General features: G+C 70.8%; 13 protein-coding genes. 12 read left to right on the top strand and 1 reads right to left on the bottom strand.

The genetic code is table 11. The features are described from left to right. Nucleotides 1–171: 171 nt before the first annotated feature. Nucleotides 172–1188, bottom strand: a complete 1017-nt coding sequence (locus ACIHCX_RS28925) for a LacI family DNA-binding transcriptional regulator (RefSeq protein ID WP_400034548.1) — start codon at nucleotides 1186–1188, stop codon at nucleotides 172–174. A gap of 372 nt (nucleotides 1189–1560) precedes the next feature. On the opposite strand from ACIHCX_RS28925, the gene ACIHCX_RS28920 reads away from it, so the two are divergent. From ACIHCX_RS28920 to ACIHCX_RS28865, 12 genes are all read left to right on the top strand, one after another. Then, nucleotides 1561–3501: an acyl-CoA dehydrogenase family protein gene (locus ACIHCX_RS28920; RefSeq protein ID WP_400034544.1), complete on the top strand. Its 1941-nt coding sequence runs from the start codon at nucleotides 1561–1563 to the stop codon at nucleotides 3499–3501. Nucleotides 3502–3705: 204 nt separating this feature from the next. Next, nucleotides 3706–4968 carry a 1-deoxy-D-xylulose-5-phosphate reductoisomerase gene (gene dxr / locus ACIHCX_RS28915; RefSeq protein ID WP_400034542.1) on the top strand — a complete coding sequence of 421 codons (1263 nt, stop codon included), beginning with the start codon at nucleotides 3706–3708 and terminating at the stop codon, nucleotides 4966–4968. A gap of 8 nt (nucleotides 4969–4976) precedes the next feature. After that, nucleotides 4977–6269 carry a M50 family metallopeptidase gene (locus ACIHCX_RS28910; RefSeq protein WP_400034845.1) on the top strand — a complete coding sequence of 431 codons (1293 nt, stop codon included), beginning with the start codon at nucleotides 4977–4979 and terminating at the stop codon, nucleotides 6267–6269. A gap of 171 nt (nucleotides 6270–6440) precedes the next feature. After that, complete coding sequence (ispG, locus tag ACIHCX_RS28905) at nucleotides 6441–7598, top strand: flavodoxin-dependent (E)-4-hydroxy-3-methylbut-2-enyl-diphosphate synthase (protein ID WP_400034540.1); 1158 nt, start codon at nucleotides 6441–6443, stop codon at nucleotides 7596–7598. A gap of 234 nt (nucleotides 7599–7832) precedes the next feature. Further along, nucleotides 7833–8894 carry a LacI family DNA-binding transcriptional regulator gene (locus ACIHCX_RS28900; protein ID WP_400034538.1) on the top strand — a complete coding sequence of 354 codons (1062 nt, stop codon included), beginning with the start codon at nucleotides 7833–7835 and terminating at the stop codon, nucleotides 8892–8894. 134 nt (nucleotides 8895–9028) lie between these two features. After that, entirely contained in the window at nucleotides 9029–10225 is a 1197-nt protein-coding gene (locus ACIHCX_RS28895) for an ABC transporter substrate-binding protein (protein WP_400034536.1), read from the top strand. Continuing rightward, on the top strand, nucleotides 10222–11511 hold the full coding sequence (locus tag ACIHCX_RS28890) for an ABC transporter ATP-binding protein (protein ID WP_400034534.1): 1290 nt from the start codon (nucleotides 10222–10224) through the stop codon (nucleotides 11509–11511). The genes ACIHCX_RS28895 and ACIHCX_RS28890 overlap by 4 nt, the downstream gene beginning before the upstream one ends. After that, the gene (locus ACIHCX_RS28885) at nucleotides 11508–12443 is read left to right on the top strand and encodes an ABC transporter permease (RefSeq protein WP_400034532.1); all 936 of its coding nucleotides are present in this window, start codon (nucleotides 11508–11510) and stop codon (nucleotides 12441–12443) included. Before ACIHCX_RS28890 ends, ACIHCX_RS28885 begins: the two co-directional genes overlap by 4 nt. Continuing rightward, nucleotides 12443–13333 (top strand): ABC transporter permease, encoded by an 891-nt coding sequence (locus ACIHCX_RS28880; protein WP_400034529.1) that lies wholly within the window; start codon nucleotides 12443–12445, stop codon nucleotides 13331–13333. The genes ACIHCX_RS28885 and ACIHCX_RS28880 overlap by 1 nt, the downstream gene beginning before the upstream one ends. Nucleotides 13334–13457: 124 nt before the next feature. Beyond that, nucleotides 13458–14306, top strand: coding sequence for a GNAT family N-acetyltransferase (locus tag ACIHCX_RS28875; protein WP_400034527.1), 849 nt, complete (start codon nucleotides 13458–13460; stop codon nucleotides 14304–14306). Between the two features lie 55 nt (nucleotides 14307–14361). After that, entirely contained in the window at nucleotides 14362–14955 is a 594-nt protein-coding gene (locus ACIHCX_RS28870) for a GNAT family N-acetyltransferase (RefSeq protein WP_400034525.1), read from the top strand. A gap of 106 nt (nucleotides 14956–15061) precedes the next feature. Next, the gene (locus ACIHCX_RS28865; protein ID WP_400034523.1) at nucleotides 15062–16762 is read left to right on the top strand and encodes a proline--tRNA ligase; all 1701 of its coding nucleotides are present in this window, start codon (nucleotides 15062–15064) and stop codon (nucleotides 16760–16762) included. Nucleotides 16763–16790 lie beyond the last annotated feature (28 nt).

Here is a 16790-nt window from a genome sequence, read left to right as displayed (position 1 = left end):
GCTGGTTCCACCCCGGCTGGTGTTGATCGTGTAAGACCTGCTGGTCCGCTGGATCCGCAGGCGATGTGAGCCAGGAATCTCCCTGTTTCAGCTGGGAGAGGGTTCAAGAGTGCTCCTTGAAGGAGTGGGACGGAGGCGTCCTGGGCGGGCCAGGGCCGGAGCAGACCGGTGTCAGGAGCCGGAGGCGACCGGCCCCGAACTCGCCCGGACGGTCAACTCGGGCGCGATGAGCACCACTTCGTCCGTGGCGCGCCCGTCGAGCTTGGCCACGAGTCGTGCGACCGCGTGCCGGCCCATCTCCTGGGCGGGGATGCCCACGGAGGTCAGCCGCACCGAGGCCTGGACGGCGACCTGGTCCGGGCAGATCGCGACCACCGACACGTCCTCGGGGACCGCCCGGCCCTGCTGGCGCAGCAGGGCGAGCAGGGGTTCGACGGCGGACTCGTTCTGCACGACGAAGCCGGTGGTGCCCGGGCGCTCGTCGAGGATCCGGGCCAGGGTCACCGCCATCGCGTCGTAGCCGCCCTCGCAGGGGCGGTGCAGCAGTCCCAGGCCCAGCTCGCGGGCCCGGGAGCGCAGGCCGTCGAGGGTGCGTTCGGCGAAGCCGGTGTGCCGTTCGTAGACCGCGGGCGCCTCGCCGATGACGGCGACGTCACGGTGCCCGAGCAGCGCCAGATGCTCCACGCACAGCGCGCCCGTCGCACCCCAGTCCAGGTCCACGCAGGTCAGCCCGGAGGTGTCGGCGGGCAGGCCGATCAGGACGGATGGCTGGTGCTGCCCACCGCGCAGCAGCGGCAGCCGTTCGTCGTCGAGCTCGACGTCCATCAGGATCATGGCGTCGGCGAGCCCGCTGCCGGTGACCCGGCGCACGGCGTCGGGGCCCTCCTCGCCGGTGAGCAGCAGCACGTCGTAGCCGTGGGCGCGTGCGGTGGTCGTCACGGCGATGGCGATCTCCATCATCACCGGCACGTACATGTCGGTGCGCAGCGGGATCATCAGGGCGATGATGTTCGACCTGCTGCTCGCCAGGGCGCGGGCGCCCGCGTTCGGGTGGTAGCCGAGTTTCCGGATGCTCTCCTCGACTCGCTGCCGGGTGCTCGCGGAGATGGACCGCTTGCCGCTGAGGACGTAGCTCACCGTGCTCGCCGAGACTCCGGCGTGCTGGGCGACCTCGGCGAGGGTGACCATCCAGCTCTCCAAGATGTGTGAAGCGCTTCGACAGTGCGCGGTGCTGTCAGCGGTGGGTGAGGGTGGTTCGACAGTAACCCCGGCGAGAGTGGCTGTCCAGAGCCTGTCGAAGCGCTTCGACAGCTTTCTTTCCCCGGCCTCGGACGGAACGTCCCAGGAGCATCCCAACGGAGTACAACGAGTGGTCGTCACTTGGCGCACACACGATGCTGGGTGGGTCGCACCGCATCAGACGGTGAACGCCAGACGGTGAACTGCGAGCGTCCGTGCGCGTGGGGTGGTGGGTCCGCCCGGTATCGGGTACATACGGTCCAGTAGCACCAGTCGGTAACGTACCGCCCCACCCTCCCTATTCGCGGCGAGGTGAGCCTCATGTCCGCACCAACATCCAACAAGCCCACCGTGACCGAGCGCGAGGCCCGCCAGGTGGCGGAGGCCGCCCGGGAGCAGGACTGGCACAGGCCCAGCTTCGCCAAGGAGCTGTTCCTCGGCCGCTTCCGGCTCGACCTCATCCACCCGCACCCCCTGCCCGCCGCCGACGACGTCCAGCGCGGCGAGGAGTTCCTGGCCAAGCTGCGCGACTTCTGCGAGACGAAGATCGACTCGGCCCGCATCGAGCGCGCCGCGCGGATCCCGGACGAGGTCGTCACCGGGCTCAAGGAGCTCGGCGCACTCGGCATGAAGATCGACACCAAGTACGGCGGCCTCGGCCTGACCCAGGTCTACTACAACAAGGCCCTCGCCCTGGCCGGCTCCGCCAGCCCCGCGATCGGCGCGCTGCTCTCCGCGCACCAGTCGATCGGTGTACCGCAGCCGCTGAAGCTCTTCGGCACCCAGGAGCAGAAGGACACCTTCCTGCCGCGCTGCGCCCGCACCGACATCTCCGCCTTCCTGCTGACCGAGCCGGACGTCGGCTCCGACCCGGCGCGCCTGGCGACCACGGCAGTCCCGGACGGCGACGACTACGTCCTCGACGGAGTCAAGCTGTGGACGACCAACGGGGTCGTGGCCGACCTCCTCGTGGTCATGGCGCGCGTGCCGAAGTCGCCAGGGCACCGGGGCGGCATCACCGCCTTCGTCGTCGAGGCCGCCTCCGAGGGCATCACGGTGGAGAACCGCAACGCCTTCATGGGCCTGCGCGGCATCGAGAACGGCGTCACCCGCTTCCACCGGGTCCGGGTGCCGGCCGCCCACCGCATCGGCGCGGAGGGCCAGGGCCTGAAGATCGCCCTGACCACCCTGAACACCGGCCGGCTGTCCCTGCCGGCGATGTGCGCGGGCGCGGGCAAGTGGTGCCTGAAGATCGCCCGCGAGTGGTCCGCGGTCCGCGAGCAGTGGGGCAAGCCGGTCGCGCTGCACGAGGCGGTCGGCTCCAAGATCTCCTTCATCGCGGCCACCACCTTCGCGCTGGAGGCGGTGCTCGACCTGTCGTCCCAGATGGCCGACGAGAACCGCAACGACATCCGCATCGAGGCCGCCCTCGCCAAGCTCTACGGCTCCGAGATGGCCTGGCGGATGGCCGACGAACTGGTCCAGATCCGCGGCGGCCGCGGCTACGAGACGGCCGCGTCCCTCGCCGCCCGCGGGGAACGCGCGGTCCCCGCCGAGCAGATGCTGCGCGACCTGCGCATCAACCGCATCTTCGAGGGCTCCACCGAGATCATGCACCTGCTGATCGCACGCGAGGCGGTCGACACCCACCTCGCGGTCGCCGGCGACCTCATCGACCCGGACAAGACCCTGTCGGACAAGGCGAGGGCGGGCGCGAACGCGGGCGTCTTCTACGCCAAGTGGCTGCCCAGGCTGGTCGCGGGTCCGGGCCAGCTCCCGCGCTCGTACGCCGAGTTCCACCCGGCCGGGCACGCCGACCTCTCACCGCACCTGCGGTACGTCGAACGGCACGCCCGCAAGCTCGCCCGCTCCACCTTCTACGCCATGTCCCGCTGGCAGGGCCGGATGGAGACCAAGCAGGGCTTCCTGGGCAGGGTCGTCGACATCGGCGCCGAACTGTTCGCGATGAGCGCGGCGTGCGTCCGCGCCGAGCTCCTGCGCACCCGGGGCGACCACGGCCGCGAGGCCTACCAGCTCGCCGACGCCTTCTGCCGGCAGTCCCGCATCCGCGTCGCCGAACTCTTCGACCGCCTGTGGACCAACACCGACGACCTCGACCGCAAGGTCGTCAAGGGTGTCCTCGGCGGCGTCTACACCTGGCTGGAGGAGGGGGTCATCGACCCGTCGGACGACGGCCCGTGGATCGCGGCGGCGGACCCCGGCCCGAGCGAGCGGGAGAACGTGCACCGGCCGATCCGGTGACGGCCGACCGGCGGCCGTGACACGCGGTACGGCCGCCCGTCGGCACCCTCCAGCGACCGCCCGGTGGCATCGGCCACCGGGCGGCCGACCGCGTCCGCCGTCGGGGCGTGCTGTGGCGCATCCGCGGCGCGGCGACCGGCGACTCGCTCCACCCGGGAGGGACGCGCTGTCCGTTCGGGGAGCCGCTGCGGCCACAATGGGGGGATGAGCGACAGTCCAGCCCCTCTCGCCGACCCGCACCTCGTCTTCGACCCCGTCGCCGGCGACGGGCCGAGGGACGTGGTGGTCCTCGGGTCCACCGGGTCCATCGGCACCCAGGCCATCGACCTCGTACTGCGCAACCCGGACCGCTTCCGGGTCACCGGGCTCTCCGCCAACGGCGGACGGGTCGGTCTCCTCGCCGAGCAGGCGTACCGGCTGCGGGTGCGGACCGTCGCCGTGGCCCGCGAGGACGTCGTCCCGGCCCTGCGCGAGGCACTCGCCGCGCAGTACGGGACGTCCGAGCCGCTCCCCGAGATCCTCGCCGGACCACAGGCGGCCACGCGGCTCGCCGCCTCCGACTGCCACACCGTCCTCAACGGCATCACCGGCTCCATCGGCCTCGCCCCGACCCTCGCCGCCCTGGAAGCCGGCCGCACCCTCGCGCTCGCCAACAAGGAGTCGCTCATCGTCGGCGGCCCGCTGGTCAAGGCGCTCGCCAAGCCCGGTCAGATCATCCCGGTGGACTCCGAGCACGCCGCCCTCTTCCAGGCGCTCGCGGCGGGGACACGGGCCGATGTGCGCAAGCTCGTCGTCACCGCCTCCGGCGGGCCCTTCCGCGGCCGGACCAAGGCCGAGCTCGCCGACGTCACCGTCGAGGACGCCCTTGCCCACCCCACCTGGGCGATGGGCCCGGTGATCACGGTCAACTCCGCCACCCTGGTCAACAAGGGCCTCGAGGTCATCGAGGCACACCTGCTGTACGACATTCCCTTCGATCGCATTGAGGTTGTCGTCCATCCGCAGTCGTATGTCCACTCGATGGTTGAGTTCACGGACGGATCCACCCTCGCTCAGGCGACGCCCCCGGACATGCGCGGGCCCATCGCCATCGGCCTGGGCTGGCCCGAGCGCGTTCCCGACGCCGCGCCCGCCTTCGACTGGAGCAAGGCGTCGACCTGGGAGTTCTTCCCGCTCGACACCGAGGCCTTCCCCTCCGTGGGGCTCGCGCGGCACGTGGGCGGGCTGGGCGGCACCGCCCCGGCCGTGTTCAACGCGGCGAACGAGGAGTGTGTCGACGCGTTCCTGCGCGGCACACTGCCCTTCAACGGGATCATGGAGACCGTGACACAGGTGGTTGAGGAACACGGCACACCCACCACGGGAACTACCCTGACGGTGCCGGACGTCCTCGAAGCGGAGACCTGGGCCCGCGCCAGGGCCCGGGAACTGACAGCGCGAACGGCGACAGCGGAGGCTCGTGCATGACGTCCTTGATGATGATCCTCGGCATAGTCGTCTTCGTGGTGGGCCTGCTGGTCTCGATCGCGTGGCACGAGCTGGGGCATCTGTCCACCGCCAAGCTCTTCGGCATCCGCGTGCCGCAGTACATGGTGGGATTCGGTCCGACGCTCTGGTCCCGCAGGAAGGGGGAGACGGAGTACGGCATCAAGGCCATCCCGTTCGGCGGCTACATCCGCATGATCGGCATGTTCCCGCCGGGCGACGACGGCCGGATCACCGCGCGCTCCACCTCGCCCTGGCGCGGCATGATCGAGGACGCCCGCTCGGCGGCCTTCGAGGAACTGGGCCCCGGCGACGAGAAGCGGCTGTTCTACACCCGTGCCCCGTGGAAGCGGGTCATCGTGATGTTCGCCGGCCCCTTCATGAACCTGATCCTCGCGGTCGCGCTGTTCCTGACCGTGCTCATGGGCTTCGGCATCTCGCAGCAGACGACCACGGTCAGCTCGGTCTCCCAGTGCGTCATCGCGCAGAGCGAGAACCGCGACAACTGCAAGAAGACCGACGCCCCCGCCCCGGCCGCGGCCGCGGGCCTGAAGGCGGGCGACAAGATCGTCTCCTTCAACGGGGTGAAGACCGACAACTGGAACCAGCTGTCCGACCTGATCCGCGCCAACCCCGGCAAGGAGGTGCCGATCGTCGTCGACCGCAAGGGCCAGGACGTCACCCTGCACGCGAAGATCGCCACCAACCAGGTCGCCAAGAAGGACTCCCACGGCCAGATCGTGCAGGGGCAGTACGTCAGCGCCGGCTTCCTCGGCTTCAGCGCCGCCACCGGCATCGTCCGCCAGGACTTCGGCCAGTCCGTGACCTGGATGGGCGACCGGCTCGGCGAGGCCGTCCACTCCATCGCGAGCCTGCCCGGCAAGGTGCCCGCCCTGTGGAACGCGGCCTTCGACGGCGCCCCGCGCCAGCCCGACTCCCCCATGGGCGTGGTCGGCGCGGCCCGCGTCGGCGGCGAGATCTTCACCCTCGACATTCCGCCCACCCAGCAACTGGCCATGGCCCTGATGCTGGTCGCCGGCTTCAACCTCTCCCTGTTCCTGTTCAACATGCTGCCGCTGCTCCCGCTGGACGGCGGGCACATCGCGGGGGCGCTGTGGGAGTCGCTGCGGCGGAACCTGGCGAGGGCGCTGCGCCGGCCGGACCCGGGTCCGTTCGACGTGGCGAAGCTGATGCCGGTGGCCTATGTGGTGGCGGGCGTCTTCGTCTGCTTCACGGTCCTCGTGATGATCGCCGACGTGGTCAACCCGGTCAAAATCTCCTAGCCACCCGCTGTTCACGGCGGCCGGACGGATCTTCCGTCCGGCCGTCTTCCCTTGAGCGGGTTCGGACGGGTGGGATGTGCTGGGGCGCACGGACGTGCCGTAATCTCGATGTCTGGAGCCCGCCGCTGAACGAGGCCGGACCTTGATCCACGACTTGGGGTTGCACAGCAGATGACTGCGATTTCACTCGGCATGCCGTCCGTACCGACCAAGCTCGCCGAGCGCCGCAAGAGCCGGCAGATCCAGGTCGGGTCGGTGGCGGTGGGCGGGGACGCGCCGGTGTCGGTGCAGTCGATGACGACGACGCGTACGTCGGACATCGGGGCGACGTTGCAGCAGATCGCGGAGCTGACGGCGTCGGGGTGCCAGATCGTGCGGGTGGCGTGTCCGACGCAGGATGACGCGGACGCGCTGGCGACGATCGCGCGCAAGTCGCAGATCCCGGTGATCGCGGACATCCATTTCCAGCCGAAGTACGTGTTCGCGGCGATCGAGGCGGGGTGCGCGGCGGTCCGGGTGAACCCGGGCAACATCAAGCAGTTCGACGACAAGGTCAGGGAGATCGCCAAGGCGGCCAAGGACCACGGCACGCCGATCCGTATCGGTGTGAACGCGGGGTCGCTGGACCGCCGGCTGCTGCAGAAGTACGGCAGGGCGACCCCGGAGGCGCTGGTCGAGTCGGCGCTGTGGGAGGCGTCCCTCTTCGAGGAGCACGACTTCCGGGACATCAAGATCTCGGTCAAGCACAACGACCCGGTCGTGATGATCGAGGCCTACCGGCAGCTCGCCGAGCAGTGCGACTACCCCCTCCACCTGGGCGTCACCGAGGCCGGCCCCGCCTTCCAGGGCACGATCAAGTCGGCCGTCGCCTTCGGCGCGCTGCTCTCCCAGGGCATCGGCGACACCATCCGGGTGTCGCTGTCCGCGCCGCCGGTCGAGGAGATCAAGGTCGGCATCCAGATCCTGGAGTCGCTGAACCTGCGGCAGCGCGGCCTGGAGATCGTCTCCTGCCCGTCCTGCGGCCGTGCCCAGGTCGACGTGTACAAGCTGGCCGAGGAGGTCACGGCCGGTCTGACCGGCATGGAGGTGCCGCTGCGCGTCGCGGTGATGGGCTGCGTCGTCAACGGTCCGGGTGAGGCCCGCGAGGCCGACCTCGGGGTCGCGTCGGGCAACGGCAAGGGGCAGATCTTTGTGAAGGGCGAGGTCATCAAGACCGTGCCCGAGTCGAAGATCGTGGAAACCCTGATCGAGGAGGCGATGAAGCTCGCCGAGCAGATGGAGCAGGACGGCGTCGCCTCGGGCGAGCCGGAGATCTCGGTCAGCGGCTGACCGCCGCACCGCAGCCCCGCCCCACCGCGCCGCACCCGCCGCGCCACACCGCAGCCCCGCCCCTCAAGGGCGGGGCTGCCCGGTTCTCCGGAAAGCGTCGTCACCGAAATGTTGCGACGGTTCACGCATCACCGCCGTCCACGCCCTCTTCCCGCTCGCCTGTGACTGCTAACTTGCCAACGAGCAGGCTGAGAAACCGCTATCTCGGCACCGGACGACTCCAGGGGGGATGCGATGACCACAGCGCGGCGCACCGGGGAGCGCGCCGGACACGGCGGCGAGGGGCCCGCGAAACGGTCCTTGGGCCGGGGGCGCAAACGCGTCACCATCGCCGATGTGGCCCGCGCCTCCGGCGCCTCCGTGTCGACCGTCTCGCGGGTGATCAACCAGGTCGGCACCGTCGCCCCGGACCTCGCCGACCGGGTCCGCGAGGCCATCGCCGAGCTGGGCTACCGCCCGAACGCCGCGGCGCAGGGCCTGGCCAGGGGACGCTCCGGCACGCTCGGGGTGCTCGTCCCGGACCTGGCGAACCAGTACTTCCACGACATCATCAAGGCCCTCTCCGCGGTGGCCAGATCCAACGGGTCCCGCGTCCTGGTCATGGACTCCAACGAGGACCCCGCCGCCGAGCGGGAACTGGCCGAGGACCTCGTCCGGTACGCGGACGGCCTGCTGCTCTGCTCCCCGCGCATGCCGCGCGCCGACGTCGTGGCGCTGACCGGCCGCGACACCCCGATCCTGGTCACCAACCGGCAGGAGCCCGGCCTCGGACTGCGGGCGATCACCGTCGACTTCTTCCGCGGAGTCCTCGCCCTGTGCGGTCACCTCGCCCAACTCGGGCACCGGGACGTCGTCTACGTCGCCGGGCCCGGGCAGGCCTGGGCCCACCACGAGCGGATGCGCGCCCTGGCCGCCGCCGAGGACTTCGGACTGCGGGTGCGCACGGTCGACGGCGGCTCCACCGCCGACGACGGATACGCGGCGGCCGACGCCGCCCTCGCCACCGGCGCGAGCGCCGTGATGGCCTACAACGACTTCGTGGCGCTCGGTCTGCTCGCGCGTTTCGCCGAACTCGGCGTGCGGGTGCCCGGCGACGTGTCCCTGACGGGCTTCGACGAGATCGACATGGCGCGCTTCTCGGCGCCGCCCCTCACCACGGTAGCGATTCCCCGAGGAAGGCTCGGGCATGCGGCCGGTGCCGCGCTGCTGCGGCTGATGGCGGGCGAGGGCGATATCGAGTGCGAGTCCATCCCCGTTGACCTGCACGTCCGTGGTTCGACCGGCGCACCTTCTTGACAGATCCGATGGCTGGCAGGATTTTGTTCGGGCACAAGGCCGAGAAAGCGTTTCCTCACCGTCGCTGACGAATATCGGGCCGACGCCCGCAGGGAGTTGCTGTGTCCCGCACCGTCCACAGAGCCAGTCTTCGTATGCCGTCCGTTCAGCGCCTGGTGGCCGCCGGCTTGTTGCTCGCGGTCACGGTGGTCGGATGCAGTGCGCCGAGCAGTGAGTCGTCGGGGGACAAGGGGCAGTCCACCCAGAAGGTGCCGGACAAGCCCGGCAAGCCGGTCTCCCTGGAGATCCTCGACGTCGCGGGGAACCTCCAGTTGACCCAGGGCATGATCGACGAGTTCCAGAAGAAGCACCCGGAGATCGTCAGCAAGATCTCGTACTCCAAGGCGCCCGCCCCGGAACTCGCCGGCAAGATCAAGGCCCAGCAGCAGGCCGGACGCGTCCAGATCGACATGGTCCTCACCGGCACCGACGGCCTCGCCGCCGGGCTCGAACAGGACCTCTGGGCGGACATGTCCGCGCACCAGGACGCCATCGGCAACCCGGACTACCTGCCGCCGGCGGCGGACATGGCCGCGCTGGCGCAGGGCAAGGGCACGGCCGTCGTGTACTACCCGTCGGGGCCCCTGTTCGAGTACGACCCGGCCAAGGTGCCGAACCCGCCGAAGACCCCGCAGGAACTCCTCGCCTGGGCCAAGGCGCACCCCAAGCGCTTCCAGTACGCCGACCCGGCCAACTCGGGCCCCGGCCGCACCTGGCTGATGGGGCTGCCGTACCTCCTCGGCGACAAGGACCCGTCCGACCCCGAGAAGGGGTGGGACAAGACGTGGGCGTACCTGAAGGAACTCGACAAGTACGTCGACGTGTACGCCTCGGGCACGTCCGAGACGATGAAGAACCTGGCCACCGGTCAGGTCGACATGGTCATGAGCACCACCGGGTGGTACATCAACCCGCGTGCCCTGGGCACCGTGCCGAAGAAGATGAAGGCCGGCCACTTCGACGACATGACCTGGGTGACCGACGCCCAGTACGCCGTGGTCCCCAAGGGAGTCAGCGCCGACAAGATGTCCGCGGTGCTCAACCTGCTCCACTGGATGCTCACCCCCGAACAGCAGGCGAAGGCCTACGACGACGGCTACTTCTACCCGGGCCCGGCCGTCAAGGACGTGCCCCTGTCGATGGCGCCCGCCAAGTCCCAGCAGGTCATCAAGGAGTACGGCGTTCCCGAGTTCGACACCTGGATCGACCAGTTCCCGAAGAAGCCGTCGCTGTCCGCGCAGGCGCAGGTCAAGGCCTTCGACCTGTGGAACCGTCAGGTGGCCGGCCAGTGACGGGAGCCCGTATCTCGACCCTGCGCCTGGCCGGGGTCACCCGCAGCTTCGGCGGACACCAGGCCCTGCGGGGACTGGACCTGGAGATCTCGGGCGGCGAGTTCGTGGCGCTGCTCGGCCCCTCCGGATGCGGAAAGTCCACAGCCCTCAACTGCCTGGCCGGACTGCTGCCGCTGACCGGCGGCCAGATCTTCCTCGACGGGGAACGCATCGACCAACTGGCCCCCGAACGGCGCGGGTTCGGCATGGTCTTCCAGAACTACGCCCTCTTCCCGCACATGACCGTCCGGAACAACGTCGGCTTCGGCCTGAAGATGGCGAAGGTCCCCAGGGCCGAGGCAGCCGAACGGGTCACCCGGGCCCTGGACATGGTGCAGCTGACCGCGCACGCCCACAAGCGGCCCGGTCAGCTCTCCGGCGGCCAGCAGCAGCGGGTCGCCATCGCCCGCGCCATCGTCCTGGAGCCGCGCCTGGTGCTGATGGACGAACCGCTGTCCAACCTCGACGCCGCGCTGCGGCTGGAGATGCGGGCGGAGATCCGCCGCCTGCACCAGCGGCTCGGACTGACCACCGTGTACGTCACGCACGACCAGGAGGAGGCCCTCTCCCTCGCGGACCGGCTGGTCGTGCTGCGCGACGGCCGCACCCAGCAGATCGGCACCCCCGAGGAGGTCTACAGCCGCCCGGCCAACCGCTACGTCGCCTCCTTCATGGGGTACCGCACCCTGCTGGACGCCACCGTCACCGGGACCCGCGGCCCCCACGTGGTCGTCGACATCGCGGGCAGCCCGCTGGTCGGGCTCGACCGGGACGGTGTGGCGGCCGGAGGCCGGGTCACGGCGGCCATCCGCCCCGAGGACCTGGACGTGGCGGTCGGGGACGAGCCCACCGACGGTACGTCCGGCACGCCGGCACTGCCCGCGACGGTCGAGGTCGTCGAGTACCACGGACGCGAACTCGCCGTCCAGGCACGGCTGACGGACGGCCGCCGGGTCCACTTCCGCACCGGGAAGCGGCTCGCGCCCGACGACTCGGTACGGCTCGTCGCACCGCCCGACCGGGTCCTGGTCTTCGCCGCCGACGACGGCGGCGGACAGCCGGGCGACAGCGGTGACGGGCCGTCCCGCGGCCCCGACACCGAGGCCGGACCGTCCTCCCCCGAGGGCGGGGAGCCGGACTCCGCCGACCCGCACAACCCGGCGGGCGCACCGGCGGGCGAGAGCACGGCCGGGACGTCGCGCGAGCCCCGGGAGGGGCGCGACACCCCGAAGCAGGTGGCGACATGAGCGCCATCGACACCCGCGCGGCCCCGCCGCCCGCGCCGCCGGAACCCCCGGCGGCCCGGCCCGCGCTGCGCCACCGGCTGGCCGAGCGCGGGGTCGACCGGCTCCTGCTCCTCGCGGTCCCGGGCGTGCTCTTCCTCGCGGTGCTGTTCTGCTACCCGTTCTTCTACGGCCTTGGACTGTCCTTCCAACCCGCCCAGGGCGGGGGGCCGTTCGCCAACTACCGGCTCTTCTTCAGCGATCCGTACCTGCGGGAGACCCTGTGGATCACGCTGGGCCTGGCCGTGCCCGCCGCGCTGATCAACTGCCTGGCCGCCGTGCCGGTCGCGTTCCGCACCCGCGGACCGTTCCGGGGCCGGCGGCTGATCACGACGCTGCTGGTCATGCCGATCACGCTCGGCACGGTCCTCACCGCCCAGGGCCTGCTCGGCTACCTCGGCCCCAACGGCTGGTTCAACAAGGCCCTGCTGGGACTCGGCCTCATCGACGAACCGCTCGCCCTGGTGCACAACTACTGGGGTGTGCTGGTCTCGCTGATCATCACCGGCTTCCCCTTCTCCTACCTGCTGACGCTGTCGTACCTGACCGGTATCGACCCCAGCCTGGAGCAGGCCGCCGCGACGCTCGGCGCGGACTGGCGCAAGCGGCTGCGGTACGTGCTCCTGCCGCTGCTCGCACCGGGCCTGGCCATCACCTTCTGCCTGTCGTTCGTCCTGGCGTTCGCGGTGTTCCCGTCCGCGCAGCTGGTCGGTGACCCGCGCAAGTCCACCCATGTGATCTCGATCGAGGCGTACCAGGCGGCGTTCCAGAAATTCGACTACTCCCTCGGTTCCGCCATCGCCATGATCATGGCCGCGGTGATGCTCGCGGTCGTCGTCCTGGTGCTCGCCTGGCGGTCGCTGCTGTACCGAGGCGCGACGGGAGGCAAGGGCTGATGGCCGACCTCGTCCAGACCCCCGAGGCCCACGCCGACCCGGATCCGGCCGCCCCCTCCCGGTGGCGCAGGATCCGCCCCGGCACCTGGATCGCCGCCGTCGTCTTCGGGTTCTTCTTCCTCCAGCTCGCCGGGGTCATCGGCGTCCCGCTCGTCGACTCCCTGGGCACCCGCTGGTTCACCAGCTGGCTGCCGCAGGGCTGGACGACGAAGTGGTACGGCTCCGCCTGGCGGGAGTTCCAGCTCGGCCAGGTCTTCTGGACCACGGCGCTGGTGTCCGTGCTCGTCGTCGTCCTGTCCGTGGTGATAGGGGTGCCGGCCGCCTACGCGCTGGCCCGGCGGGACTTCCCCGGCAAGAAGGCCGTGCTGCTGCTGTTCGTGCTGCCGATCCTGGTGCCGCCGCTCACCTATGGCATCCCGCTGGCCACCGTCCTGTACAAGTTCCAGCTCGCCGGGACCCTGACCGGGGTGGTGCTGGCGAACCTGGTGCCGTCGGTGCCGTTCGTCGTCCTGACCATGACCCCGTTCATCGAGCAGATCGACCCCAGGATCGAGGCGGCCGCCCGGATGTGCGGGGCCCGCACCGGCTCCGTCCTGCTGCGCATCCTCGCGCCGCTGCTGGTGCCCGGGATCCTCGCCGCCTCCGTCCTGGTCCTGGTCCGCACCGTCGGCATGTTCGAACTCACCTTCCTCACCGCGGGTCCGGACAGCCAGACCCTCGTCGTGGCGCTCTACTACGCCGTCTTCTCGGCCGGTATCCGCACCCAGCAGTCCATCGACGCGATGGCCGTGATGTACACGCTGTCGATGCTCGTGCTGCTCGTGATCGCGCTGCGCTTCGTCAATCCCACCCAGTTGGTGACGCGTGTCAAGGAGGACCGGTCCGCGTAGGAGGCGGGCCGTCCCCAGGGGCAGGGGGACGCCGTCCGGCGCTGTTCACCGCCGGGCGGCGTCCCCCGTTCCTGGCAGGTACAGTGCGGGAACCAGTAGACCCTCGTGGTGAGGCCCCGCCGACGTGTTGACCCAGACGACCACCACGGTCCTCGGACCGAGCGACCTCGACGCCGCGCTCGCGGTCCTCGGCCGGGAGCCGGTCGCGAACGCCTTCGTGACATCCCGCGTTCAGGTCGCCGGACTGGACCCGTGGCGGCTCGGCGGCGAGATGTGGGGCTGGTACGAGGGCGGCATACTGACGTCCCTGTGCTACGCGGGGGCCAACCTCGTCCCGATCTGTGCCACCCCCCGGGCCGTGAGGGCCTTCGCGGACCGCGCCCGCCGGGCCGGCCGCCGCTGCTCCTCCATCGTCGGACCGGCCGAACCCACCGCCCAGCTGTGGCGGATCCTGGAACCCGGCTGGGGTCCGGCCCGCGAGATCCGCGCGCACCAGCCGCTCATGGTCACCGACCGCATGCCGGCCCACATCGCTCCCGATCCCTACGTCCGCCGCATCCGCAAGGACGAGCTGGAGACGATCATGCCGGCCTGCGTGGCGATGTTCACCGAGGAGGTCGGCGTCTCCCCGCTCGCCGGGGACGGCGGCCTGCTCTACCAGGCCCGGGTCGCCGAACTCGTCGGCTCCGGCCGGTCCTTCGCACGCCTCGACGAGCACGGCAAGGTGATGTTCAAGGCGGAGATCGGCGCCGCGACCCACGAGGCCTGCCAGATCCAGGGAGTGTGGGTGGCACCCGAGTACCGCGGCCGCGGTCTGGCGGCCCCCGGCATGGCGGCGGTCCTGCGGTACGCGCTGGCCGACGTGGCCCCGGTGGTCAGTCTGTACGTGAACGACTTCAACACCGCGGCCCGGCGGACCTACCTGAGGACGGGCTTCCGCGAGGTCGGCGCTTTCATGAGCGTCCTGTTCTGACCTGCGCCTCACTGCGCCGTTCAGAGCCCCGTGCACGCCCTGTAGTCTCCCCGGCATGGCGCACTTCCCCGATCGCGGACACCGCCGCCGCGACGACGTCGTGATCGGCCCCCTCGACCTATCGGTCCACGTCGACGAGGCGCTCGCCGTGCAGGCCGTCGCCTTCGGTCTGGGCGCCGACGAGGTGGCCGTGCGCCGGCAGATCGTGCTGCGCCACATGACCTGCCGGGGGGCCCGCGCGTTCGGCGCCACCACGGCCGACGGCCGGCTCGTCGGATTCGTCTACGGCATGCCCAACGACCGCGCCCACTGGTGGTCCACCGTCGTCGAGCCCTACCTGCGCGCCCGCGGTCACGGCGACTGGCTCGACGACTCCTTCGTGATCACCGAGCTGCACGTCCACCCGAGCCACCAGAACCGCGGCATCGGACGGGCCCTGATCACCACCATCACCGACGGCGCGAGCGAGCCCCGCTCGATCCTCTCCGCGATCGACACCGACAGCCCGGCCCGCGGCCTCTACCACTCCCTGGGCTACGAGGACCTCGCCCGCCAGGTGCTCTTCCCGAGCGCGCCGAAACCGTACGCCGTGATGGGCGCCCCGCTGCCGCTGCGCCGCCGTCCGAATGCGGCGCCCGGTCGGCTTTAACCGATTTCCACCGGCGCGGCAAGCCCGGCTAACCTCCTAGCCATCAGCTTCCCCCACTCTCGGCCCCGCCCGAGCGGGGGCCACCATCGGCAGGAGTACGAGAACCATGGCCAACGCACCGGTCCAGCGCATGTCCCAGTTGTTGGCGAAGACGCTGCGCGACGACCCGGCGGACGCCGAGGTCCTGAGCCACAAGCTGCTGGTCCGCGCGGGTTACGTGCGGCGCACCGCCGCCGGGATCTGGAGCTGGCTGCCGCTGGGCAAGAAGGTCCTCGCCAACGTGGAGCGGATCGTCCGCGAGGAGATGGACGCCATCGGCGCCCAGGAGGTGCTGCTGCCCGCACTGCTGCCCCGTGAGCCGTACGAGGCGACCGGCCGCTGGAACGAGTACGGCGCCGAGCTGTTCCACCTGAAGGACCGCAAGGGCGGCGACTACCTCCTCGGGCCGACCCACGAGGAGATCTTCACCCTGATGGTGAAGGACCAGGCGACCTCCTACAAGGACCTGCCGGTCATCCTCTACCAGATCCAGACCAAGTTCCGGGACGAGGCGCGGCCCCGTGCGGGCATCCTGCGCGGGCGCGAGTTCCTGATGAAGGACTCCTACTCCTTCGACCTCGCCGACGAGGGCCTCGACGCGTCCTACGCCCTGCACCGCCAGGCCTACCAGCGGATCTTCGACCGACTCGGCCTGGACTACCGGATCTGCGCCGCGACCGCGGGCGCGATGGGCGGCTCCAAGTCCGAGGAGTTCCTCGCCCCGGCCGCCGCCGGCGAGGACACCTTCGCCGACTGCCCGAACTGCGACTTCGCCGCCAACACCGAGGCGATCGAGTACGAGCTGGTGCCGGTGGACGGCTCCGCGGTGTCCGCGGCCGAGGAGATCCCCACCCCGGACACCCCGACCATCGAGACCCTCGCCGCCTCCCTCGGCGTGCCGGCCTCCGCCACGCTGAAGAACCTGCTGGTCAAGGTCGACGGGGAGATCATCGCCGTCGGCGTCCCCGGTGACCGTGAGGTGGACCTGGGCAAGGTCGAGGCGCACTTCGCCCCGGCCGCCGTCGAGCTGGTCACCGCCGAGGACTTCGTCGGCCGCCCCGACCTGGTCCGCGGCTACGTCGGCCCGCAGGGCCTGGACAAGGTGACGTACATCGCCGACCCGCGCGTGGCGCCCGGCACGGCCTGGATCACCGGCGCCAACAAGGAGCACACGCACGCGAAGAACGTGGTCGCCGGCCGCGACTTCGAGGTCGACGAGTACGTCGACGTCGTGGTCGTGCAGGACGGCGACCCCTGCCCGAAGTGCGGCACCGGCCTCAAGCTGGACCGGGCCATCGAGATCGGCCACATCTTCCAGCTCGGCCGCAAGTACGCTGACGCCCTCAAGCTCGACGTGCTCGGCCAGAACGGCAAGCCGGTCCGCGTCACCATGGGCTCCTACGGCATCGGCGTCTCCCGCGCGGTGGCCGCCCTCGCCGAGCAGCACGCCGACGACAAGGGCCTGGTCTGGGCGAAGGAGGTCGCCCCGGCCGACGTGCACGTGGTCGCCGCCGGCAAGGCCCTGCAGACCGAGGTGGCCCTGGAGGTGTCCCAGAAGCTTGCCGCGGCAGGCGTCCGCGTCCTGGTCGACGACCGGGCCGGCGTCTCCCCGGGCGTGAAGTTCACCGACTCCGAGCTCATCGGCGTCCCGCAGATCCTGGTCGTCGGCCGCCGCGCGGCCGAGGGCGTGGTCGAACTGAAGGACCGCCGCACCGGCGAGCGCGAGGAACTTTCGATCGAGGACGCCATCACCCGCCTCACCGCGTAGTCCCGCCCGGGAGAGCGACACTCACGGT

This window comes from Streptomyces sp. NPDC052043 (genome assembly GCF_044548235.1).
GTDB lineage: Bacteria > Actinomycetota > Actinomycetes > Streptomycetales > Streptomycetaceae > Streptomyces.
Note: the sequence above shows the minus strand (reverse complement) of the source record. Positions and strands in the feature narration are given on the sequence as shown.

Excerpts from the sequence above, each read along its gene's own strand:
- ACIHCX_RS28925 (WP_400034548.1), bottom strand. The coding sequence starts at position 1,188 with ATGGTCACCCTCGCCGAGGTCGCCCAGCACGCCGGAGTCTCGGCGAGC.
- ACIHCX_RS28920 (WP_400034544.1), top strand. The coding sequence starts at position 1,561 with ATGTCCGCACCAACATCCAACAAGCCCACCGTGACCGAGCGCGAGGCC.
- dxr (WP_400034542.1), top strand. The coding sequence starts at position 3,706 with ATGAGCGACAGTCCAGCCCCTCTCGCCGACCCGCACCTCGTCTTCGAC.
- ACIHCX_RS28910 (WP_400034845.1), top strand. The coding sequence starts at position 4,977 with ATGATGATCCTCGGCATAGTCGTCTTCGTGGTGGGCCTGCTGGTCTCG.
- ispG (WP_400034540.1), top strand. The coding sequence starts at position 6,441 with ATGACTGCGATTTCACTCGGCATGCCGTCCGTACCGACCAAGCTCGCC.
- ACIHCX_RS28900 (WP_400034538.1), top strand. The coding sequence starts at position 7,833 with ATGACCACAGCGCGGCGCACCGGGGAGCGCGCCGGACACGGCGGCGAG.
- ACIHCX_RS28895 (WP_400034536.1), top strand. The coding sequence starts at position 9,029 with ATGCCGTCCGTTCAGCGCCTGGTGGCCGCCGGCTTGTTGCTCGCGGTC.
- ACIHCX_RS28885 (WP_400034532.1), top strand. The coding sequence starts at position 11,508 with ATGAGCGCCATCGACACCCGCGCGGCCCCGCCGCCCGCGCCGCCGGAA.
- ACIHCX_RS28880 (WP_400034529.1), top strand. The coding sequence starts at position 12,443 with ATGGCCGACCTCGTCCAGACCCCCGAGGCCCACGCCGACCCGGATCCG.
- ACIHCX_RS28870 (WP_400034525.1), top strand. The coding sequence starts at position 14,362 with ATGGCGCACTTCCCCGATCGCGGACACCGCCGCCGCGACGACGTCGTG.
- ACIHCX_RS28865 (WP_400034523.1), top strand. The coding sequence starts at position 15,062 with ATGGCCAACGCACCGGTCCAGCGCATGTCCCAGTTGTTGGCGAAGACG.